This is a genomic window from Parasediminibacterium sp. HNIBRBA5674, from assembly GCF_056745525.1.
On record NZ_JBQWIE010000024.1, the window covers coordinates 34042 to 57151 of the forward strand.

A 23110-nucleotide genomic window follows, 5' to 3' on the forward strand; every position below is an offset into this window, starting at 1 on the left:
CGTTAATTTTATTGTATTTATATTGCAACTCTAATGGTAAAACGCATCGCAATATTTGGTTCTACTGGTTCTATAGGTACGCAAGCTTTAGACGTTATTTCTGCACATGCAGATAAATTTTCGGCTGAGGTATTAACTGCCCAAAGCAACCACGAACTATTAATTCAGCAGGCTTTAAAATTCAATCCCAATTGCGTGGTAATTGGCGATGATAAAAAATATCACGTAGTAAAAGAGGCTTTAGCCAGTACTGATGTAAAAGTATTTGCTGGCGAAAAAGCTTTAGAAGAAGTAGCAGCCATGGATTGCTACGATATGATGCTAGCGGCTATTGTGGGCTTTGCAGGTTTAAAACCTACATTACAAGCCATAGAAAATGGCAAAGCTATTGCCTTGGCAAACAAAGAAACTTTGGTAGTGGCAGGCGATATTGTAATGCAAAAAGCCCTAGAAAAGCGTGTAGCTGTTATTCCTGTTGATAGTGAACATTCGGCTATCTTTCAATGCTTAGTAGGTGAGGGGCGCAATAAAATTGAGCAAATTATTTTAACCGCTAGCGGAGGGCCATTTTTGGGTCGTAAGCCAAATTATTTGGTAAATGTTAAGCGAGACCACGCATTACAACACCCTAATTGGGCCATGGGCGCTAAAATATCTATTGACTCTGCAACCCTCATGAACAAAGGGCTTGAGATGATTGAAGCCAAGTGGTTATTCAACTTAAAGCCAGACCAAATAAAGGTGATGGTGCATCCACAAAGCATCGTTCACAGTATGGTGCAATTTGAAGATGGTAGCGTAAAAGCACAAATGGGCTTACCAGATATGAAGTTGCCTATTCAGTATGCCATGGCTTTTCCACAGCGTATACCAAGCGATTTTCCTCGTTACGATTTTAAAAAACCGAATACTTTAACTTTCGAAGAGCCAGACTTACGTACGTTTAGAAACTTGGTGCTTGCTACCGAAGCCTTGCACAAAGGCGGCAACATGCCTTGCATTTTAAACGCAGCCAACGAAGTAGCCGTGTATGCGTTTTTAAGAAACCGTATTGGCTTTTTAGACATGACTGAAGTGGTAGAACAGGCTTTAAATAAGGTAACATTTATAGAAAAACCTACTTTGCAGCAGTATTACGATAGCGATGGTGAAGCAAGAACATTTGCCGCTTCGCTCATTCAAATGTGATTGCCCCAACCCTAAAGGGAGTATTTTTGGGACGAGCATTTGTATTTCAATGTAGCTGTTTTTGCAAGTTTATACTGAGTTAGCGAAGTACCTACTGCAACGTTTAGTTCTTTTTTCAGCTTTTATCGAAGCGAGTAAATATTTTTTCAACAAACAAAACTTGTTTAAAGAAACAACAAGTTTTAAAACTTCCCTTTAGGGCCATGGTTATGACATTATTAGCGATTGATTGGGGCATCACATTGGTTAAAACAGGACAATTTATTTTGTCGTTTTCAATATTGGTAGTACTACACGAACTTGGGCATTTTGTGCCAGCAAAGTTTTTTAAATGCCGTGTAGAAAAGTTCTACTTATTCTTCAATCCTTACTTCAGTTTGTTTAAAATAAAACGTGGCGAAACTGAATACGGTATTGGTTGGGTGCCTTTTGGTGGTTTTGTAAAAATCTCAGGTATGGTAGATGAAAGTATGGATAAAGAGCAGATGAAACTACCACCTGCAGATTATGAATTTAGAAGCAAACCAGCTTGGCAGCGCCTAATTATTATGATTGGTGGTGTAGTAGTAAATGTAGTATTAGCTATCATAATTTTCATTGGTATTACTTCTTATTGGGGCGATAAAATGCTACCAGTAAAAAATATGCAATACGGTATTGCTACCAACGATTTAGCTAAAAAAATAGGCTTAAAAGATGGTGATAATATCATAGCTATAGACAATAGACCTGTAACGTATTTTGGTGACGAAACTTCTGATGTAGTATTTAAAAGTGCCAAAACATTTACTGTAAAAAGAGATAGCCAAACTATTACAATTGCTTTGCCTAGTGATTTAACTAAAGAGTTAGCAAAAGACGGTGGTAATGCAGATTTTATTGGGGTTCGTTTTCCAGCGGTAGTAGATTCTGTTAGCGAATCTGCTAAAATTGTAGAAGGATCTATGCAAAAAGGCGATGAATTTATTAGCATTAACAACCAGCCTACTAAGTATTATAACGAGGTAGTTGCTACAGCCCAAAAGCTAAAAAATGAAACAATAACTATTCGCTTTCTAAGAGGTAAAGACACCGTAACTACTAAGTTGACTTTAAAAGAAGGTAAGCTTGGTTATTTTACAAAAACACCAGACCAATTTTTTGCCTACGAAACTATAAAATACACCTTTGCACAAGCTATACCAGTTGGTATTGAAAGATGTAAAGAAACCTTAACCAAGTATATTGCTGGCATTAAAAAGATATTTACAGGCGAAGTAAATGCTAATGATAGCCTAGGTAGTGTAGTGAGCATTACAAAAACATTTCCTAGTGTATGGATTTGGCAGCGTTTCTGGGAACTAACAGCCATTTTCTCTATCATTTTAGCCTTTATGAATATACTACCAATACCAGCTTTAGATGGTGGTCATGCATTGTTCTGTATTATAGAAATGATTACAGGTCGTAAGCCAAGTGATAAGTTTATGGAATACGCACAAATAGGTGGTATGGTGCTGCTATTAAGTTTGATGGCTTATGCACTAGGTCTCGACTTTTGGCGCATGTTTAAGCACTAAAAAAACTCCATTTTATTGGCATAAAACATTACCCCTCATTTGAGGGGTTTTTTATTGCCCTGAAACGAAACATTTTTACATCGTTAAATATCCAGAAAGCCAACGCCTAAACAGCGAAAAAAATCCAATATTCTAAAGCCCGTTGTTAAAAAAGTACCCTATGAAAACAAGCTTTTAAAACACCGGAAAATAAAAAGATTGTATCCAATATCCTATATAAAAACCAGCATCCAATAACCCTTTAAAACCAACTAAGTATCCAATATCCTTGAACAAAACCAAAGGACACTTTTGATTAGCAAAAAATCCAAATTGTAGAAGAACTAATGAACCAATTGATGAATTACGAAGGTTCAATATCCACGAAAAGCTTAAACGTATTATCCAATACCTGATAAGCCCAAAACTGAAAGAAGTCCTTTGTCCAATATCCTTTGAAAAACCAATTTTTACTAAATCCTAAAAAAGAAAACGCAAGAAGTCTCGTTTTAAAGTCCAATAGCCTATTTGAAACTACTTAATTTTAAACCATGATTACAGTAGGTATAATAGAAGACGACCGCTCACTGCGTAGAAATCTAGAAGCGTTTATTGAGCTAGAAAAAGATTTGCTGATTACTTTTTCATGTAACAGCATGGAAGATTTTTTAGAAAAACGAACCAAACTTGACGAGCCATTTATTGTGTTTATAGACCTAGGCTTGCCAGGTATTTCTGGTTTAGAAGGTATTACGTTTATCAGAGAAAAATGGGCCGATGTTCATTTGGTGGTGATAACTGGTAACGATGATGAAGCCGTAATATTCGATTGTATTCAACGTGGTGCAAATGGCTATTTACTAAAGCCATTTAAAATAGATGAGCTGAGAAAGAATATAGACATTATAAGAAGTGGTGGTGCTTTAATTACACCCGATGTGGCTATGAAATTGTTTAGAAAAATTCATAAGCCACAAGAAAGATACGAAGACCATTTAGCCAACCTTACCCCTAGAGAAACTGGTGTGGTAAACGAGTTGCTAAAAGGCCTTACTTACAAAGAAATTGCTATTGCATTAGGCATATCGGCCACTACGGTAAACGACCATTTAAAAAATGTGTATTTTAAAATGGGTGTGCGTACTAAGTCTGAGTTGATAGCCAAAGTGCTGCGTAAATAATTACCAAAAACTGAATGGATTTTTCCAATACATACCAACATTTATTGCATAAACAAAAACAGCAGCTAATATTTAACAGCCTTGCTGATGCGGTGTTAATTGAAACTGTCGATAGGCGAATTGAATTTGCCAATAATAGCTTTTGCCAATTATTTAAACTAACAACTGCGCCTGAAGAGTTGGTAGGCAAGCCCACTATAAACAGCGGCTTTGCATCTAGCTTTTTATTTAAAAATCCTTCAAAATTTATTTACCGCGTAGAGGAAATCATCGAAGATGCCAAGCCTGTATCGCAAGAAAAAGTGGTACTTTACGATGGCACTACTTATCTAAGAGATTATTTTCCATTAATAATTAATGAGGCCATTACTGGCCATTTGTGGCTGTACAAACCACTTACCATAGCACATTTAGATAAAGCTAGCAAAGTGCATTTACTACCTGTTTTTGAAAAGGTGCTAGAAACAATTTCGGTGCCTATTGCAATTTTTGATGCCGAAAAACGTTATCTCTTTGTCAATAAAATAAGTTTACCAAACGCAGATAAGCGCAAGCTAATTATTGGCAAAACATCGCTAGAGTATTGTAATTTTTACAATTTACCTACCAATATTGCTTTGCAAGAAGCCGAATGCTTTAACCAAGCAATAGACCAGCAAACTGCCGTTCGCTTTGAAGAAGAGCGCATTGCAAAAGATGGTAACGGTACTTGGTGGCAGCATATTTTATATCCCATATCTACTAATGATGCCCCTAATACCTATATTGTAAAATATAGTATTGATATTACTGCGAGCAAACAAAGTGCGCAAGTATTGCAGCAAACCATTGCCAGCTATACCCATGTATTGAACAATTTGAGTGAGGTGGTAGTATTAGCAGATGACCAATTGCGAGTGGACTTTTTAAATAAAGTGTGGGAAGATTTTGGTAGCAATGCTGAGCATGAAAACTTGTTTGGCTTAATTGGTATTAAAAACTACGAGTTTTACAGGCAAGCATTTGCAGTGCTTGGCAATACTGCAAGCAATGCTAAAGGCAGATTGAAACTTGCACAAAAAGATGGTAGTAAAAAATGGTTTCAGTATCATATAACAGAAGGCATAAAAAGCCCTACAAACGATAAAGGTATAGTGGCAATTTTAAACGATATTACCAATGAAGTGCACCTTGAGGAGAATCTGCTCGAGGTGGTAAAGCGTGAAAAAGAGCTAAACGATTTAAAGTCAGCCTTTGTAAATATGGTATCGCATGAATTGCGTACACCTTTGGCCGTAATATCTTCTGGGGCAGAAATCATACAAATGATGCTTGAAGTGGGTAAGCCTGCCGACGACATAACGCCATTTACAACCCAAATAATTACTGAGGTAGAACGTATGACTGCTTTTATGAACGACTTACTCATGGTAAGTAAAATAGAAGCTGGAAAAATTGACTTTCATGCAGAATCAACCGACTTACAAAGCTTTATAGGCAATATTGCGGCTAACGCTTATCAGCCTTGGAAAGATGGTAGACAGTTGATTATTACTACAAAAGGCGAAGCACAACCAATAGCCGTCGATACTAAAATGCTACGCCATATTTTGCAGAATTTGATAGACAATGCGTTTAAATATTCTAGCAACAAACCTGCACCTACATTGCGTGTGCGATACAGTAACAGCTATGCAACTATCTCGGTTGTTGATGCTGGTATTGGTATTCATCACGAGGATATTGTAAAATTATTTGCCTCTTTTTCTCGTGGTAGAAATGTAGCCAATATTGCTGGCACAGGTATGGGCTTGGTAGTGGTAAAATATTTTGTGCAGCAACATGGCGGCAGCATTACCATAAAAAGCAAGCTAGATGCAGGTACTATTTTCTCGGTAAAATTGCCTTACAACAAAATATAATTTGCTCGCAGAATTTACAGAATACAGAAGAAAAATATCTGCGTTTCCGGCGATTTCTGCGAGAGATATTTTTTCTAAACGGTAAGAAACATGAGCACACCCACCACTGTTTTAGTAATAGAAGACGAAGAGAATTTACTACAAAATATTAGCTCAATATTAAGCTTGTATGGCTTTAGAGTATTACAAGCTAGTAATGGTGAACAAGGGCTTGCGCTTGCAAATGAACTACCCAATATTATTGTGTGCGATGTAATGATGGAAGGCTTAAATGGCTTTGATGTGATTACACAAGTACGTAGTAACCCTGCTACACAGCATATCCCTTTTATATTTCTTACTGCTTGGGCTGATGTAAACGACAAAGAAAAAGGCCTAGCCTTAGGTGCACAAGCTTACCTTACCAAACCCTTTGTAGCTAAAGATTTGGTGAAAGCCATTAATGAATTTGCTAGGTAATCTCACGTAAACCTATAAGGTCTTAAAGACCTTATAGGTTTATGCGGCAAATGCTCTACAAAGTATCTAACCGTAAAAGTGTGCGACAACAAACGTTCAATAGTAGTACGACTGCTGGTTATATTATAAAAACAAAACCCCAAAGTTTTAAAGCTTTGGGGTTTGTCATGTAATTCAAAGCTTTAAGATGATATACTAAAGACATTAGAAAAAGAGGCTGATTAATACCACACAGACGTTCGACTGTAAGAAAGTATCAAACTAATACTCAAAAGTATTATTTTACTAACCTAAAATATAATTTCAATATTTGTAAATATCATTTTAATATTTAAAAGTATTATTTTAATACTCTAAAGTAGTATTTTAATACTTAAAAATAGTGTTTTAATACTTCAAAGTAGTATTTTAATACTTTTTATTTGAAGAATACAAATAAATAGGCTAACCCATTTAGCAAATAAGCATACGAGCCAAATTTTAAAAGAAAGGCACTTGCTATCAAAGTTTACAATAATTTATTCTCACTTACAAGTACAATTGCAACTTGAAAAAAGTGGTAGTTAAAAGCTACAGCTATTTTAAAATTAGGGTAAGGGCAAGAAAATTATACCCTGCAGCATCTAAGACTTAGCTTCAAATGGGAAATATGGTGGTAATAGGCTATTTGCCATAGAAGAAAGTGTGTATATTGCAGGGAATAATGATCGATAACAACATTAAAAAACTTGAGTTGATGATTCAGCTAAAGAGTTGAGTTGAAGGTAATTTTAAACAAAATCCCTAAAATGACAAAAGGAATATTAGCATTTGCTGACGAGTATGGAAATAATTCCTTTGACTTTACAAAGCAAGGAACTCATTTTATAGTTGTAAGTATAATCATCAACGAATCTGAAAAAAAATCTATTGAATCATCATTAGAATTAATAAGGAAAAAATACTTTCAGACTGGAGAAATTAAATCACAAAATGTTGCAGATAATCATTCTCGAAGGTTAAAAATATTAAAAGATTTATCTGAATTGAACTTCAATGTATATGCACTTGTTGCTGACAAACAAAAACTTTTTGGGGAAGGTTTTAAATACAAAGAATCTTTTTATAAATTTTTAAATGGGCTTTTATATAAAGAACTTTTCAAAGCTTACCCCAAATTGAAATTACATGTTGACGAACATGGTGGAAATGATTTTTTAAAGAGCTTTAAGAAATATGTAGAAAAAAATCACATAAGAGATTTGTTTTCTGGTTCAGAATTTCAAACAAGTGACAGCAAACAAAGCATAATAATACAACTGGCTGATTTTATTGCAGGAACTTTGGGGCGTTGTTATGACAAACAAAAAGATTTAACAGCAAAAGACAGATTTTTAAAAATTCTTGAGCCAAGAATATCAAGTATAAATAATTTTCCTAAAGAATACAATGCTTATACTTTAGAGCAAGAAACCGCAAGTGAATTTGATTTTAAAATTTCTCAATACGCAACAAATTTGGCAATTGATTTTATCGAAACTAAAAAAATAAAATCACAAACTGACATAGATCAAATTAATTGCTTAAAACTCTTCCTAATGCACCAAGACGCTTTTGGAGCAAAGAAATATTTATCCGCCAAAGAGCTAATGCGACACTTAGAAATTGGTCGAACAACGCCTCTTCAAGAACAACAGTTTAGAAGTAGTGTAATTGGCAATCTAAGAGACAAAGGAATCTTAATAGCTAGTAACAGCAAAGGAGATAAAAAAGGGTATAGACTTCCAACAAGTGCTTCTGACTTAATGAAATTTTTAGACCATAGCAACGGCTTAATTTTGCCGATGTTAAATAGAATTAAAATTTGTAGAGAAAGAGTTAATTTGGCAACACAGAATGAGTTTGATATACTTGATTACGATAAATTCAGCAAGTTAAGACAGATGTTAGACCGCTAGATAAGCCTCTGTTTAGCTCTAGAAAACTTGTAGTTTCATAGAGCACAACAAATATTCTACAGCCGCAGTGTGCGCAACAAAAGCATCATAGTAGTACCACTGCTGGTTACATAAAAATAAAAGCGCCGCCAATATTACGGTGCTAAACTTACCCTTACACTTAGCCCTGCCCTTGTGTTAATGGTAGGTGCAGAGGTGGAAATGTATGGTGTTACACGTCTTTGATCGAAGAAGAATTTGAGGTTGATTTTTTTGTTCAGTACATAGTCTATAGATGGCTGTATGGTTACTACACGTTGGCCACCTGTACCGTAAGCGTTTTGCTGGTCAAGGCGGCTATTACTGGTAGCATCGTTACGCACACCTACATCTAGTTTAAAGCTTAGGTCGTTATCTAGCTTGGTGTTTTTCATAAATGGCAGCTTAAATGGTAAGCGCAGGCCTTTTATTCTATAACCACCACCTATTACAATTTCACTACTATTGGTTTCGCTTAGCTGATAGTCAACAAGGCTTAAACTTAGTTGGCGGCTTTTGTTGTACATAAACTTAATGTTCAGCTGCTTGGTGGTGGTAATATCTATACCTACTAGCGGGCCAAATTCTTCCTTAATGGTAATATTTGGCAATAGGAAGAAAGGTATGTAGTTACCACTAACCGTATCTATAAACTGCGGCGCACCAAGGTGCAAAGGATCGAAATAGTTTAAAGCACTGGTGTAGCTGTTCATGCTTAACTCGCCTTTGTAGCTGTGCGTTAAAGTAATGCTGGTAAAGGTTTTAGACAATGATGGCAACTTAGATAAACCTGTGTAGGTTAAGCGCCAATTTGGTTTTGGTAAAATGCTTCTAAAAGGATTCTTTTTAATGCTACCATTATCTTGGCTGATTAAGCCAATAGTATTAGGGTCTTTGCCTGTGTAAGCGGCTAAAAACGCAGGTATTAATACATCTTGCGAGTAACGGCCATAACCTTTGGCATAACCATCTGCACCTACTGCACCTGTGTAATAAGGGTTAGCAGCAGCTACTCGGTTAGAGATAATTAAACGGTTGTTTTCAAATTGCTTAAATGTAGCTGATACTTCGTTTGGATTACTGCTTTTAAACAAGGTACCAAATGAAATGTAAGACACGCTGAAACCGCCACTTGCATAAGGGCTTAAGTGTTGTTTTCTACCGCCATTATTGCTGAGGGTATCTTTAAACAATTCAGAATATTCTTTACTAAAGCTCTTGTCTAAATTAAGGTCGATGGTAAATTCTCTAATTGGTTCTAGCTGCGCTGTTAAGCTGAGTGTTTGCTGGAAGTTTTGACGATAAAAATCGTTGAAAGAACTATCACGAGACAACACACCTGCTGCTGCTTTTTGGTTTAGCCACATAGTATCTGGCTGACGACCAAATACATAATCTAAACCAGGTTGGTTAGTCTTAAAGTTTTGACCCAAAATCTGTGTGCTATCCATGTAACCTGGTACACGGCTGCGATAGTTTTCGGTATAGTTAATAGAAGCACGTTTTACCATCGTGATGGCTTTACCTACACCTCTTGCCAAGCCACCCATTTCAACAGGTTCATTGGCTCTTTTTAATCGCTCAGCAGTGCGTAAGTCACGCTTTTGTTGACGCCATTTTTGTAAGGCTTGCTTCTTAGCTTTTCCTACCAATAGCTTACCATCTTTATCATGTATTACTTCGTCTCTTGTTCTAATAGTTAAGCCTAATGCATTTGGTTGTTTAGGATTGGCAATAGCATTTGTTGCAGGCTTGGTATTATTGGCAGCAGGTCTTGGCATTGGCACATTATCTACTGCACGTAACCAACGACTTTTGCTATAAAGCCTTGTAAAATCTAGCTCGGTAGTAAGGTTGTTACGTTGACCATTTTCCAATACATTACCTATACTTATAGCCAAGCGACTAGCAGCTACCCAACTAAACGATGTGCCATAGTTGTAACGAGCAGTAATCCAATCTGTTATTGGCAGTTTGTTAATAGGTAACGTGTAGCTAAAAATAGCTTCTTGGTTATACTGAATATTACGACCGCCTTTAAAGAAATTGTTACGTACTGTATCACGTTTTGCCTTGGTATCAAGTGCACCAAAAGGCTCATCCACAAAAGCATTATTGGTAGCTTTAAAATCGAAGTTTAAGCTACGGCTTAAATCCCAACGTAGATTGTAAAATCTATCGAACCTAAAGTACTTATCGTAAGTGGTATCTACTTTTTCTACCTTGCTAGAAGAGAAATCTGTATTTACCACACGAGGTATGTACTGACCAAATTGTCTATTTACATCGGCTCTAAACGTTAGTAATGATGGCTTTAAGTTAAAGTTGAAATCACGCACTGGTGCAAACCAAGGATTTCTATTTTTAATAAGCTTTTTAAATGGCTCGATATACTTTGTAGGATTGTTGTACGTATAGCCAAGATTACCTCGATACTTATTCATTTCGTTACGTGCAACGGTAGGGTTTATTTGTACCGTTTGGGTAAATGAATAGCTGACATCGAAGTTACTAATGCTTAACAACTTTGGTTTACCCTTAGGCATTACACGTACATTGGTAAAGTTTAAGGTTTTGATGGTTGTTTGGTCAAGCGCTGCATTTTTAATAGAGTCTCTCTCTGCTTGCGATTTAGCTTGGCTTGTTTTGTCTTTAAACAATACGTCTTTATCAAATGGATCGTACTTTGGTGTTCTCACAGTTTTGTTGATACTAGCATAGATAGGTATAGATAAACGTGCTGCTTTAGGTACTAATTTGCCCGCATCTATACTTAAAGCTGCATCAAACTGCGTCATTGTTTCTTGTGCACGTTCACCTATTTTTTGCTCAATGCTACCCCAGCCTGCTGTGTGCATATTGCCAGAAACAGTTAGTCTACCTAAATCTGCCAATTGCATATCTACCCTACCAACGGCTGCATAAGAACCATCTTCATTAGCACTTGATAAGCGCAACTCATTTATCCAAACCTCTGTACTTACTGGTGCGGTATTGCCATCTTTAGCATTTTCTACACCCACAAGCATACCAGTTACTTCACCAAGATTTGGATTACCCAAAACGCTGAAAGTTTTTGTACCAATCAGCTCACGGTAGATGTCTGTCACATTAGTACGAGAGCCATTTCTACGTTGCTTTAGTGTTACTAAATCTTGCAAACTAAAGTCGAGGTTATTATCAGTAGGCCATACTTTTTCAGCATCGGCTTTAGGATAGAGACCTGGTGGAGTAATTTTTAAAGGAATTTTTATCTCGTAGTAATTGTTCAAGAAGTCTTGGCCAATTCTTACTACCAAGTTTAATTCTTTGTCTTTAACAGGCGTAAACTTAGGTACACTTTCTGCGTGGGCAAACATAGATAGCGTACCGTACTGACGCATATCTAAGTTCATGGTTTTAAATACTGCTCTTGCATCACCATCAGCTAAGTTTCTTACTTGCATACTTAGCGCTTGCTCATTTTGCAACAAATTCACACCATTGTTACTTAACACTTGTACACGCTCAATACCAGGTGGAATAACATAGTTTACAGGCGTTCTGCTACTATTTTCTTCTAGGTTCACAGCCAGTGTATTAAAATAGGTAGTGCTTGTATTTACAGGTGTGTAAGAACCTGTAGTATCTAAATTGTAAGTAAAGCCACGCCATTGGTTACGCACCAAGTCAAGCTTAGCAAAACGTAATACTGTTGAATCTTCAAAATCTGTTAAGTACATTCTTACAAATCGGATAGATTTGAAGTCTGGTATTTGACCAATTTTTCTAGTATAATTCTTTACTGGTACTCTAAACAAATACCAAGTTTCTGCACCAGTAGTACCGTTGGCATAAGTAACGTTTACAACCTTAGAATCGGTGATGTAAGGTGTAACACCAGCAGCCATACCTGGTTTTAAATCAAACTCATATTCATAGTACTCTTCTGTTTCGTTTAATGTATTGTCTCTGTTCAAATCCTCATTATCAGGATATAAAGTAGCCGCAGATGAAAACTGAGAACTTGTGCTTGCCACAGGCGAGTTGCCTTGTGGGTTGTTGTAGTTTTTATATCTACCTAAAATACCAGTATTTGCTGCATCAAAAGCAGGGTCACGGTACCAAGCGTAGTCATCATTTGAAGGATCTTGAATGGCTCTTCTATAAAGTGTTGAGTTAGTACCAAAGTTGGCAGCAATACGGTTTAAATAAGCAGCACGTTTACGCTTTTCGCCTTCGTTATCTAAACCATCATAACCAACATCTTGATAAGCCCTATCATCTACATTATTACTAAATGCCTGCGTAACTTGAATTGGGTTTACAGGCGTTTTACCCCAAGTATTACTGCTATCAACAGCCGCAGGCGATGTTGGTGTGTTTAAACCATTTTCATAAAAGCGCTTACCATCTTTTAAAATGTCTTCGCTTATATTACCTAGGTTAATACGCAATTTACCACCTGTGCTTGTTTGGTTTTTAATAAACGGATCTTGCACCCAAAACTCAATATTCTCAATATTATTGGTTTCAAAATCGGTTTGGTCTATGCTACGCATAATACCGCCCCATCTTGTTTTAGGGTTCTTTAATTTACCATTACCATCTATTTGCGAAGGATTGGTTTCAAAGTTGTAAGGTCCTAAGTCAGTAGGGTAATAAGCAATATCGAAAGTAACTTGCTGTGTATTGGTAATATTGGTTGTTTGCTGAGGAAATAATTCACTTGTGTAAACCAATCTTGTAGTTGGCTTACTCAATTCATTCAAGTCTTTACGTAATGGATTGCTACTGCTATTCTTGTCTTGTAAAGTAGGCTCAATATTGTACCAAGCAAGTTTTGCACGGTTTTTACCATAGTCAATACTATCAGTTAAAGTGGCTTCAGGAAAAGCCGTTGTACCTTGTGGTGTACTTGCTAAAGCCCAAGCTACCAAAGGAAAGCGTAAATCTAAACTACTTCTTGTACCTTCAAAATCATCTACATAAAACAACCCACTACTACCACTGCCTATTTGTGCCGGATGGCCTGGTTTTAGGTAAGCACCTTCAGCATAAGCATTAATGGTACTCATGGTTTTAGTGGTGTAGAATGGTAGTTTATCAAGCAATCTTGTAAGGCCAGGTAAGTCAGATTTATAACTTACATCTGCACTGTACATGGTGTTTCTTATTGGATCTTCACCAATATTTACTTTGGTAAAAAATGGTCGTTCATTCAAGCGCACCATCGATGCACCAAATTGCAACTTCTTGCTCGCATTATAATCTGCTCGTAAGCCTAAGAAGCCACGCTGCTGCAAACCAAATTGCGCATTGTTTTCGTAAGATACATTTACTGGCACACCAGAATTTAAAATAGCTTGGTTTAATATTTTTACTTGCCCCAAGTTGTAATCAATACTATAGTCTACACCTTCTAGTAAGTTTTGCCCGCCAGCAGATACTTTAACCGAACCTTGTGGAATATTAAACGCACCTAAGTAAATTTCACTACCACCACCACTACCCTTTGCCTGCCCTTGCATCACAAAGCGGTTAAGGTTAGCATAGGTTTGTGCAATGGCTTTAATACTATCGTACAATTGTTGGTACACATATTTTTGTTGCAAAGCAGGAAAGCCATTAAAGGCCAATCTTGCTAAGTCGCTACCAAAAGGTTCTAACACCGGAAACACAATTTTACCCTGTTGCGACAAAACAGTATAACCTTCTACATAATCGTAAATACCATCAGGTTGCGGATCGTTGCGGCTATTCAATCTATCTAAGCCCAAAATATTCAACAAGTTTTTACCATCCACACTTGGTGCTGCTTCTGGTAAATATCTTTTTAAACCACCACTTGGTTCTTGGTACAATACATTTAGCTGAAAACCATCTTTGCTTAAACCAAACACATCTAAGCTATACACGTTTTTCATCATCAATTTCCAAATTGGCAATGTAGTGCGTGCAGATGTTGCTTTTAATAATTTTAGGAACAATACCTTTTGTACACCTGATGTGTTCTTGTTGGTGTCTAACGCAACATCTTGGCTGAACTCACCCACTTGGTACACACGACCATTATTGGTATATTGGTAAGCTACTGCCAACACCTCATCTGGCTGTAACTGGCTATTTAATGATATAAAACCTGCCTGCGGATTAAAAGTGTATTCGTTAGTAGTAAGCTTTCTTGCAAAAGTTTTTTCAAAGTCATTTACCGGTGTTAAACCTCTTGCAATTAATCGGCTATTAATTTGTGAAGGATTACGGTTATTAGGGTCACTTGTTAAAAAACTGTACAAGTTATTGGCACCATTTGCAGGTAAAGTGCTAGTGGTTAAAGAACTATTGGCAGGGTTACTCGGCTGATTTTCACCTAAATCCATTAAACCCACAATATCTCTAGCATCAGTAGTAGCACCAGTTCTATTAGTTACCCAAACTTCTATACGTTGTATTTGTACTTGGCTATTTACAAATGGCAACTTAGACATGGTAGTATTGTAGTTGTTTCTAAAATACTGACCCATTAAGAAGTGGCGGTTCTCTTCGTAATCATCCAATTTCTTTTGAAACGTGGTAGACGCTGCACCACCTTTTAAGGTTTGACTTTGCCTTTGGCTACGTTGAGTTGCTATTGCTGCAGTTAAAAATAATTTACCAAATTGCAACTGCGTTTTTAAACCAAATAAATTTTGAGAAGAAGGCACCAAAGTACCTTTTGACTGCCAAGACATATTACCAGCTTCAATGCTTTTTAATATCTCATCGTCTTTGCCTTTGTAATCGAGTTTCAACTGATTTAGATAATCAAAATTGGCTAGCGTATTATAGCTAATTGGCAACTTTAATTTATCGCCAATATTGGCATTAACGTTAAAGTTGGTGTTCATGTTAAAATCAAAACCACCATTTCTTCTTGCTGCTTCAGGCAATGTAGGGTTCAAAGTTTTTTGCCCTTGATAGCCTGCCATAATATCTACCGAACCTTGTGGTTTGATATCTACATTTAAGGCATTATTCTTAGCATTTTTTACACCGCTTTTTAAGCTGTCTAATTTTACACCAGCACCACCCAATAAATCTTTTGCACCAAAAATTCTATCAAACAAACTATTGTAAACCGTGAGTTTTGGTCGTTGTTGTTTTTGATTTAGCTGTGTTAAAGCATTGGCTCGTTCTTTAAAATAAGCCTCTTCGTTAAGCTTGTTTTGTAGGGCATAATATTGTTCAAATGTTAGTGTTGTTGGTTTTCGGTAAATGGTATTACCAATTTTTTCTACAATAACATAAGTATTTGTTACAGGATCGTACTCAATTTTTTGCTTGATTAAAGAGGTGTCTTTAATGTCAAAAGGGTTTCTGTTTTGGTACGTAAAGCGGTCACCACGTCTATCGCTTATAGGAAAGCGCAACGTATCTTTTTTGGTGCCAACAGAATCTTTTTTTTGTGCTTGTACAGGTGCAACAAAAAATAACCACCCAAAAACGGTAGTTAGAAAATAGAATAAATAAGATGGATAATGCTTCAAGAGACAGCTACACTGGTTACGTAAAATTTACTCCAATAAACTATAAATTTTTTAATGCTTGTTTAATCATGTCTTCCAAAGCGATATCAGGATTTGACAATATTACCTTTTTTACTGCATTTTCCGCCATTGGTTTACTAATTCCTAGTGAAACTAAGGCATTTACTGCATCTGCATCTAGTGATTGTATATTTAAACTGGTTAAAGGGCTTTCCATTGCTTGCTTACCCAGTTTATCTCTTAGTTCTACAATCAATCTTTCAGCACTTTTTTTACCTATGCCTTTGATGCCTTCTAGCTGTTTGGTGTTGCCTTGTACAATTGCTTTTACAATCTCATCAGGCCTCATACCAGACAGCATCATTCTTGCGGTAGCTGCACCAACACCAGATACACTTATTAACTGTAAAAAAATATCTTTTTCTGCAACTGTTGCAAAGCCGTACATGGTTTGCCCATTTTCATACAAATGGATATAGGTGTTTAATAAGCCATCCTCTAAGTTAGCAATAGCGCTATACGTATTTAGGCTTATCTGCAAATCGTAGCCTACACCATTTACATCTACCACTACTCTAGCGGGTGTTTTATTTACAAATTTTCCTCTTACAAATGCGATCATAATCAAAACAAAAATAGTGTTTTTGACAATGCAGAATATACTGCTTTTTTATTATTGTACTTGTTTTCTTACATATTTATTTGTTATGGTAGTTTGTATCGAAAAATTGTTTAAAAGTTTACATTTTAGTAATACTAATTATTATTCTGATAGAAACAGTAAATGTTACTAAAGGAACTACTATTTTATTTACTTTCGAGCGTTTTCACACTTTTCTATCAAATAATTTTTAGTATGGTTATAAACTTAAGTGAGCAACATAGTTTGCTAAGCAATTGGGTATCTGAGTTAAGAGATATAAATGTTCAGGGCGATAGATTACGCTTTCGTAGAAACTTAGAACGCATTGGTGAAGTTGCCGCTTATGAAATTAGCAAACAATTACCTACAACTACCGTAGATATTCAAACGCCACTTGGTATTCATAATAGTAAAGTATTGGCTGAACAACCAGTTTTGGCAACCATTTTAAGAGCTGGTTTGCCATTACATAATGGTATGCTCAATTATCTTGACAAAGCTGACAACGCTTTTATTTCTGCCTACAGAAAACATTTTCCTGATGGTAGCTTTGAAATTAGCTTAGAATACATGAGTTGCCCTACTTTAGAAAACCGCATCATTATTATTAGCGACCCAATGTTGGCTACAGGTTCTTCTTTAGTGAAAACCATTCGCTACATGAAAGAAGAAGGCAAGCCAAAAGCTATTCACGTGGTTTGTGCTATTGCTTGTTCAGTAGGTATAGAATATATTAAAAGCCAATGTGGTGAAGATATTACCATTTGGTGTGGCGATATTGACGAAGAAATTACTGCTAAAGGTTATATTGTTCCTGGTCTTGGTGATGCTGGTGATTTAGCATTTGGTACAAAAGTTCAAGCATAATTTGTTAAATTCTTATAGTAATAATTTTTTATTACCGCATTTGCCTTAATTTAGTTGTCTGATATCTTGATATAAATGAGAAGATTAATTACAATTAGCTGTTTTTTATTGATGGGCTTATTGACGTATGCGCAAGATCCACACTTTTCGCAGTTTTTTTCGTCGCCATTAACCTCAAATCCAGCTTTTACAGGCAAGTTTTCAGGATCTTTTAGGGCAGCAGGTAACTATCGTAATCAGTGGCCCACTATTAACAATGCCTACATTACCACAACAGGTTCAGTAGATTTTCATTTAAGAGAAAACCATATTCCTCAAAATGATACTTGGGGCCTTGGTGGTTTGTTTTACAGCGATAATAGTGCAAATGGTGCTGTACGTTTTAATTATGCCACATTATCTACGGCTTATCATAAAGGCTTAGATGAAGAAGGTTATCACCAATTGGGGCTTGGTTTTCAGGTTACTTCTGCAACCATGTCTATCAATACCAATGTGCTGCAGTTTGAGGACCAATTAACAACTAATGGCTTCACAGATGTAACGAAAGAAATTTTTAATGGTGCTACTTTAGCTGCCAATTATGTAGATGTAAATGCAGGTATTTTATACAGTGGTAGCACAACCGATAGAAATAACTTTTACTTTGGTGTGAGTTTATATCATATTAATAGGCCAAAGCAAAGTTTTGTAGGGGGTAATTATGTCCTCAATCCTAGGGCTACTGTACATGCAGGTACTTATTTTCCTTTGGGGACAAATGGTAATACCATTTTACACTTAAGTGGTATGCAAACCTTTCAAGGCGGTGCTTCTGAAACGGTAATTGGTGGTGCGGTTCAATTAGTTGCTAATCCTGAAGAAACAAAACCTACAAGCATTTATGTAGGTAGTTGGATGCGTTTTAAAGATGCTATTATACCCTATGTAGGTTTAGAGTTTGGTGACGTAAGATTAGGCGCTACTTACGATATTAATAGTTCTTCATTAAAAACAGCAAGTGAAAGACAAGGTGGTATCGAAATTTCTTTGGTTTACATCTTTAAAAGAGATACCGATAAAAATATTCCTTGCCCAAGATTTTAATATTAATCAAAATACCAAACATAAAAATAGCCGCTTGATACAAGCGGCTATTTTATTTACTTAATTCATCTGATGTAATTAGTATTCGTCTTCGTTAAACATAAAGTCTTCCTGACTAGGATAGTCTGGCCAAATGTCTTCGATGCTCTCATAAATTTCACCTTCATCATCTAATTCCTGAAGATTTTCAACCACCTCAATAGGTGCGCCACTACGAATAGAGTAATCAATTAACTCATCTTTGGTAGCTGGCCAAGGAGCTTCTTCTAGGTAACTTGCTAATTCTAAAGTCCAAAACATACTTCAAAAATTTGTGCAAATGTAACCGTATATCCGAAACTACCAAATGTAAGTTTTATTACAGCCTTATTAAATTATGAAAGATGTAAAAAAGTTGCCACACTGGTTGTATGTTTACAGCCACTAAGCACCCAATTGCATGTTACAGGCCAATAGTATTACAAAGCAATACGAACAACTACAAGTATTAAAAGGTGTAGATATTAGCGTAGCCAATGGCGAAATTGTATCTATTGTGGGCAGTTCTGGTGCTGGCAAAAGCACCTTGTTGCATATTCTTGGCACATTAGATACGCCTGATAGTGGCAGTATTATTTTAAACCAACAACCTGTACACCTGCTTAAAGGCAGACAATTGGCTGCTTTTAGAAATAAGCACATGGGTTTTGTATTTCAGTTTCACCATTTACTGCCAGAATTTAGTGCACTAGAAAATGTGTGCATACCAGGCTGGATAGCTAACCGCAGCAAACCACAAGTAGAAAAGGAAGCGCTAGAATTATTGAATTTATTGGGCTTAAGCGCTGGGGCGCAAAATAAACCGCAACAACTAAGTGGTGGTGAACAACAACGTGTAGCCGTTGCAAGAGCCTTAATTAACAAGCCATCCATTGTATTTGCAGACGAACCTACAGGCAACCTTGATAGTGCCAATGCAAAAGACTTACATGAATTGTTTGTGCGCTTAAAAAAAGAACTTGGACAAACGTTTTTAATAGTAACGCACAACGAAGAACTAGCCGCCATGAGCGACAGAACCGTACATATGAAAGATGGAAAAATAATTAGCTAATGTGCTGATGTGATAATGGATAACTTAAAAATTCCCTTTAGGGGTTAGGGGTTAACCCTCGGTTTCCAAGCTACTTCTGCTACTTGTAATTCATGCGCAATAAAACGCCCAAGCACAAATAAATAATCGCTTAGTCTATTCAGGTATTTAATTACCAAAGGTTCTACAAACAATTCATGCTCTTGCATGGCAACACAACAACGCTCGGCACGGCGACAAACACAGCGAGTTACGTGTGCAGTGGATACCGCCGCATGACCACCTGGCAATACAAAAAACTTCATTTCTGGCAACACGTCGTTCATGTGGTCTATTTGGTGTTCAAGAAATGTGATGTCGGTTTCCTTAAGGTCAGGAATTTTCATCAAAGGCTCTTTATCTGGGTCGCAAGCCAATGATGAACCGATTGTAAACAACCTATCTTGGATTTCTTTTAAAGTAGCGTTAGATGGTGCATAGTTAAAATGGTCGCCCAGTAAGCCAATGTACGAGTTCAACTCATCGATAGTACCATAAGCATCTATACGAATATGACTCTTGGGTACTTTGGTACCGCCAATGAGTGAGGTTTTGCCTAAATCGCCAGTTTTGGTATATATTTTTAACGCCATTGCTTTATTTGAGATTAGTGATGTATAACGTGAAATGTAAAGAGACAACAAGATTACTAAGGATTGGTTCAGTTAGCCCCATTTAATAGCTGTAAAAAATTATTCACAAACGAACAAGTTGATTTTATGTAATACCATTTTTGTTTTAATATTGTAGAAAAGAACATTACTGTATCAAAATCATTCAATCACACTTTAAAACAAAACAATTATGGCAGTAAAGTACAAAGTAATTAAGAAAGCTGAGCCTGGCGTTAAAGGCGGTGGTAATAGCAAATACTATGCAGCACCTGTAGTGCAGGGTGAACGCAGCCTTGAACAAATAACAAAAAGTATAGAAAAGATAAGTACTGTAAGCGGTGCAGATATACGTGCTGTATTGTATGCCATGGTAGATGTAATTACTGACGACCTATCCAATGGGCTAATAGTACGCATTGGCGATTTGGGTAGCTTGCGCCTAAGCCTTAGCAGCGAAGGCTTTGCTAAAGAAGCAGATGTAACGGCAAAAGCCATTAAAAACAGTAAAATACTATTTACACCGGGTACAAAATTAAAGGACATGCAGAAGAACCTAAAGTTTGAAAAAGAGCAATAAAAAATACCAACCTAGGGCTTTAGAATTTCCTACCTAGGAAAAAAAATTAGCAAGCTAGGAAAATACATTTTCCTAGCTTGGAAAATAAATTCCCTAGGCAGGAAATTTTTAGGGTGTAATTAGGTCTTTGTTTTTAGTTTGTGAAAGGAACACCAACAAAAACGAAAAAAAATTACGAAACTACAAGTTTCATAGGGCAGAGCATTTTAAGACAACAGAAATAACTAAGAATGAATACACTTTCGTTTGCCATATTACCAACTGACGAATCTCAAGACCATGAGGTCAGAATTATTGTTGACAATTCTGACATTCTTGGGAAAGACCATTTGGGAATAGAGCCGCCAGATTTTTTTAGACAAAACAACCTATTGTCTAACGGACAAATATTAATAGGAAGATGCTCTTGTGGCGTTGTAGGTTGCAATGATTATTGGGTTGACATGAATGTTTCTAATGATAAAGTCACTTGGACAAATAATAACGGACTTAATTTAGAATTTAATAAATCAGCTTATGAAAAAACAATTTCAAATGCAAAAGTTGACCATAGTTGGGAGAACAAAGAAAGACGAGTTGAAAGACTAACTGCTGCTGTATTGAAAAACACCAAGACTATAGACAACTATAAATTTAACTGGACCTCATCAAGAATAAAAGAAAATACAATCATTATAAGTTATAGTAAAGCCGAAAAGCAAAAACTATTTGAATTTAATTGGGACGGTCAAATGGACCAAGATGCAGTTAACGGAGCAAACAATTTTCTGACAAACGAACAAATAAAAATCGCCAAATAACACTAACTGTTTGAAATACCCAACTATTCTTTCACCTTAGTATTTTCACCAACTACTTAACCTGCTGCACTTTGCGTAAGGGATGGCAGTGGATAGCCCACAGTACTGCGAAGCAGTGCGAGGTCTCGATAGCTATCGGGAGGGAACGAACAGCCCGACCCGCCACAAGCGGGAACGCCATAACAATTTGTGATTTGAGATGTGAGATCTTTATCACGTCCTGAAAAAAGTTTACAGATTATTTGTTTAATACTGTATTAAGTTTACTGTTTGTGTTTACGCCTAGATTTGGTTTACTACAGTAGTTTTTTTCTGATAATAGTTCTTCCATAGTTTTTCTGTTTTAATGAGGTTACTAGTTTGATGTATTTGATTAGGCGTTAAGTTGCCGAAGCTCATATATGGTCTTTCGTTGTTGTAGAGTTTTACAGCTTTTTTTAAATAGAGCTTTAGCATTGGGTGTTGTAGAACAATACCTATGGTGTGGCTATTAGGTTTTAATAGAAGACTCTCGCACTATTAATGTTGAGGGAAATACACTGTCAATAGGTTGTACACCTCTTTTCTTCTTTTCTAACTGCTGAAATAAGGTAGCCGCAGCAGCTTTACCTATCTCAAAAGCAGGCTGTGTAACGGTGGTTAATGCAGGTACTAAAAACGAAGCAGCATCCATATTGCTAAAGCTTACAAATTTTAGTTGCTCAGGCATTTTAATACCAAGATCTTTACACACTTTATAGGGGTACAAAGACAGGGTTTCTACAGATGAGAAAATACCATCGGGTCTGTCTTTACTTTTTAAAATGTCTACCAAAGTAGGCTCTACTACAGCATCATCGTTTAGCTCAAGTACCCAACTGTCTTCTATGGGTAAATGGTAATCTTTACAAGCTTGTACAAAGCCTTTTCTACGGTACTTAGTATTGGTTTGGTGCAAAAAGCGTGTAATGTGCAATGGCTTTTTACAGCCTTGTTCTATCAAGTGTACGGTAGCTTTATAGCCGCTATTATAGTCGTCTGTGGTAATTTTTGTGGTTGAAAACGATTCACCAATTCTATCAAAAAATATTACCTGAATACTAGCTTGTATCAATTCTTCTATATGTGCGTGGTCTTTGGTATTAGAGGCAATACTTAAAATAACACCATCTACCCTACCGCTTTGCAAGTGGCGTAAAATAGATTTCTCTTTGTCGTAGTCATCGTGGGTAAGGTAAATGAGCGCATGGTAGTTGTTTTCTTGCGCCACTACTTCTATACCGCTAAATACTTTTGCAAAGAAATTATTAGATACCTCAGGTACTACAATGCCAATGGTTTTGGTTTTGTTTTTGCGTAAGCTACCTGCGTATGGATGTGGTTGGTAATTGAGCTTTTCGGCTAGTGCTTTTACCTTATCTATGGTTGCTTTACTAATCTCATGGCTGTCTCTTAAAGCACGAGATACCGTTGAAGCAGAAATATTTAACTCTCTAGCAAGCCCTTTAATATCAATCTTCGCCATAATCGTTAAGTCTATGCCTTCAAAGTAACGATATTGCTACTACATATTTTCAAACTAAGGGTTAAAAAAGTAGAATTGTGTTTAAATTTAGATAAATTATAAACCGAAAACGTTTCCGCAAAAAAGTTATTCACTACCATTTATTTTAATCAACTTACGCCGCAATTGCTTGATACAGGCT

Annotated in this window: 17 protein-coding genes; 11 read left to right on the top strand and 6 right to left on the bottom strand. The window is 36.5% G+C overall.

The genetic code is table 11. The features are described 5' to 3' along the window. The first annotated feature begins 33 nt into the window (after nt 1-33). The 6 genes from ACT9TX_RS12410 to ACT9TX_RS12435 all read left to right on the top strand — a co-directional run bounded on the left by ACT9TX_RS12410 (nt 34) and on the right by ACT9TX_RS12435 (nt 8204). Nucleotides 34-1188 (top strand): 1-deoxy-D-xylulose-5-phosphate reductoisomerase, encoded by a 1155-nt coding sequence (locus tag ACT9TX_RS12410; protein ID WP_481338614.1) that lies wholly within the window; start codon nt 34-36, stop codon nt 1186-1188. A 203-nt stretch (nt 1189-1391) separates the two neighbouring features. Continuing rightward, on the top strand, nt 1392-2747 hold the full coding sequence (gene rseP, locus ACT9TX_RS12415) for an RIP metalloprotease RseP (RefSeq protein ID WP_481338615.1): 1356 nt from the start codon (nt 1392-1394) through the stop codon (nt 2745-2747). A 530-nt stretch (nt 2748-3277) separates the two neighbouring features. Next, complete coding sequence (locus ACT9TX_RS12420; protein WP_481338616.1) at nt 3278-3907, top strand: response regulator; 630 nt, start codon at nt 3278-3280, stop codon at nt 3905-3907. 14 nt (nt 3908-3921) lie between these two features. Continuing rightward, a complete protein-coding gene (locus tag ACT9TX_RS12425; protein WP_481338617.1) occupies nt 3922-5808 on the top strand; it encodes a PAS domain-containing sensor histidine kinase in 1887 nt (628 codons plus the stop codon). 90 nt (nt 5809-5898) lie between these two features. Continuing rightward, nucleotides 5899-6267 carry a response regulator gene (locus tag ACT9TX_RS12430; RefSeq protein ID WP_481338618.1) on the top strand — a complete coding sequence of 123 codons (369 nt, stop codon included), beginning with the start codon at nt 5899-5901 and terminating at the stop codon, nt 6265-6267. 788 nt (nt 6268-7055) lie between these two features. Then, on the top strand, nt 7056-8204 hold the full coding sequence (locus ACT9TX_RS12435; RefSeq protein WP_481338619.1) for a DUF3800 domain-containing protein: 1149 nt from the start codon (nt 7056-7058) through the stop codon (nt 8202-8204). Nucleotides 8205-8338: 134 nt separating this feature from the next. Here the strand turns inward: ACT9TX_RS12435 and sov are convergent, their stop codons facing one another. Then, nucleotides 8339-15727, bottom strand: a complete 7389-nt coding sequence (sov, locus tag ACT9TX_RS12440; protein WP_481338620.1) for a T9SS outer membrane translocon Sov/SprA — start codon at nt 15725-15727, stop codon at nt 8339-8341. A 40-nt stretch (nt 15728-15767) separates the two neighbouring features. Next, nucleotides 15768-16349, bottom strand: coding sequence for a Holliday junction branch migration protein RuvA (ruvA, locus tag ACT9TX_RS12445; protein WP_481338621.1), 582 nt, complete (start codon nt 16347-16349; stop codon nt 15768-15770). A gap of 234 nt (nt 16350-16583) precedes the next feature. Here ruvA and upp point away from each other — a divergent pair, with 234 nt between their 5' ends. Both upp and ACT9TX_RS12455 read left to right on the top strand, forming a co-directional pair. Further along, entirely contained in the window at nt 16584-17237 is a 654-nt protein-coding gene (upp, locus tag ACT9TX_RS12450) for a uracil phosphoribosyltransferase (RefSeq protein ID WP_481338622.1), read from the top strand. Nucleotides 17238-17312: 75 nt separating this feature from the next. Beyond that, entirely contained in the window at nt 17313-18323 is a 1011-nt protein-coding gene (locus ACT9TX_RS12455; RefSeq protein WP_481338623.1) for a PorP/SprF family type IX secretion system membrane protein, read from the top strand. A 78-nt stretch (nt 18324-18401) separates the two neighbouring features. On the opposite strand, the gene ACT9TX_RS12460 is transcribed toward ACT9TX_RS12455, so the two are convergent. Then, nucleotides 18402-18623 carry a DUF2795 domain-containing protein gene (locus ACT9TX_RS12460; protein WP_111293716.1) on the bottom strand — a complete coding sequence of 74 codons (222 nt, stop codon included), beginning with the start codon at nt 18621-18623 and terminating at the stop codon, nt 18402-18404. Nucleotides 18624-18762: 139 nt separating this feature from the next. On the opposite strand from ACT9TX_RS12460, the gene ACT9TX_RS12465 reads away from it, so the two are divergent. Then, nucleotides 18763-19416: an ABC transporter ATP-binding protein gene (locus tag ACT9TX_RS12465; RefSeq protein ID WP_481338624.1), complete on the top strand. Its 654-nt coding sequence runs from the start codon at nt 18763-18765 to the stop codon at nt 19414-19416. Nucleotides 19417-19460: 44 nt separating this feature from the next. Here the strand turns inward: ACT9TX_RS12465 and ACT9TX_RS12470 are convergent, their stop codons facing one another. Next, nucleotides 19461-20027 (bottom strand): cob(I)yrinic acid a,c-diamide adenosyltransferase, encoded by a 567-nt coding sequence (locus tag ACT9TX_RS12470; protein WP_481338625.1) that lies wholly within the window; start codon nt 20025-20027, stop codon nt 19461-19463. A gap of 211 nt (nt 20028-20238) precedes the next feature. Here ACT9TX_RS12470 and ACT9TX_RS12475 point away from each other — a divergent pair, with 211 nt between their 5' ends. Continuing rightward, nucleotides 20239-20625 carry an HU family DNA-binding protein gene (locus ACT9TX_RS12475; protein WP_481338626.1) on the top strand — a complete coding sequence of 129 codons (387 nt, stop codon included), beginning with the start codon at nt 20239-20241 and terminating at the stop codon, nt 20623-20625. 230 nt (nt 20626-20855) lie between these two features. Then, nucleotides 20856-21425 (top strand): hypothetical protein, encoded by a 570-nt coding sequence (locus tag ACT9TX_RS12480; RefSeq protein WP_481338627.1) that lies wholly within the window; start codon nt 20856-20858, stop codon nt 21423-21425. Nucleotides 21426-21707: 282 nt separating this feature from the next. Here the strand turns inward: ACT9TX_RS12480 and ACT9TX_RS12485 are convergent, their stop codons facing one another. Together ACT9TX_RS12485 and ACT9TX_RS12490 are read right to left on the bottom strand one after the other, a co-directional pair. Next, the gene (locus ACT9TX_RS12485; RefSeq protein WP_481338628.1) at nt 21708-21881 is read right to left on the bottom strand and encodes a hypothetical protein; all 174 of its coding nucleotides are present in this window, start codon (nt 21879-21881) and stop codon (nt 21708-21710) included. A 34-nt stretch (nt 21882-21915) separates the two neighbouring features. Continuing rightward, nucleotides 21916-22929, bottom strand: coding sequence for a LacI family DNA-binding transcriptional regulator (locus ACT9TX_RS12490; protein WP_481338629.1), 1014 nt, complete (start codon nt 22927-22929; stop codon nt 21916-21918). Nucleotides 22930-23110 lie beyond the last annotated feature (181 nt).

Coding starts and splice junctions, on each gene's coding strand:
- rseP (WP_481338615.1), top strand. CDS start 1,392: ATGGTTATGACATTATTAGCGATTGATTGGGGCATCACATTGGTTAAA.
- ACT9TX_RS12410 (WP_481338614.1), top strand. CDS start 34: ATGGTAAAACGCATCGCAATATTTGGTTCTACTGGTTCTATAGGTACG.
- ACT9TX_RS12460 (WP_111293716.1), bottom strand. CDS start 18,623: ATGTTTTGGACTTTAGAATTAGCAAGTTACCTAGAAGAAGCTCCTTGG.
- ACT9TX_RS12430 (WP_481338618.1), top strand. CDS start 5,899: ATGAGCACACCCACCACTGTTTTAGTAATAGAAGACGAAGAGAATTTA.
- ACT9TX_RS12475 (WP_481338626.1), top strand. CDS start 20,239: ATGGCAGTAAAGTACAAAGTAATTAAGAAAGCTGAGCCTGGCGTTAAA.
- upp (WP_481338622.1), top strand. CDS start 16,584: ATGGTTATAAACTTAAGTGAGCAACATAGTTTGCTAAGCAATTGGGTA.
- ACT9TX_RS12485 (WP_481338628.1), bottom strand. CDS start 21,881: ATGCTAAAGCTCTATTTAAAAAAAGCTGTAAAACTCTACAACAACGAA.
- ACT9TX_RS12470 (WP_481338625.1), bottom strand. CDS start 20,027: ATGGCGTTAAAAATATATACCAAAACTGGCGATTTAGGCAAAACCTCA.
- ACT9TX_RS12425 (WP_481338617.1), top strand. CDS start 3,922: ATGGATTTTTCCAATACATACCAACATTTATTGCATAAACAAAAACAG.
- ACT9TX_RS12490 (WP_481338629.1), bottom strand. CDS start 22,929: ATGGCGAAGATTGATATTAAAGGGCTTGCTAGAGAGTTAAATATTTCT.
- ACT9TX_RS12480 (WP_481338627.1), top strand. CDS start 20,856: ATGAATACACTTTCGTTTGCCATATTACCAACTGACGAATCTCAAGAC.
- ACT9TX_RS12465 (WP_481338624.1), top strand. CDS start 18,763: ATGTTACAGGCCAATAGTATTACAAAGCAATACGAACAACTACAAGTA.
- ACT9TX_RS12435 (WP_481338619.1), top strand. CDS start 7,056: ATGACAAAAGGAATATTAGCATTTGCTGACGAGTATGGAAATAATTCC.
- ACT9TX_RS12455 (WP_481338623.1), top strand. CDS start 17,313: ATGAGAAGATTAATTACAATTAGCTGTTTTTTATTGATGGGCTTATTG.
- ruvA (WP_481338621.1), bottom strand. CDS start 16,349: ATGATCGCATTTGTAAGAGGAAAATTTGTAAATAAAACACCCGCTAGA.
- ACT9TX_RS12420 (WP_481338616.1), top strand. CDS start 3,278: ATGATTACAGTAGGTATAATAGAAGACGACCGCTCACTGCGTAGAAAT.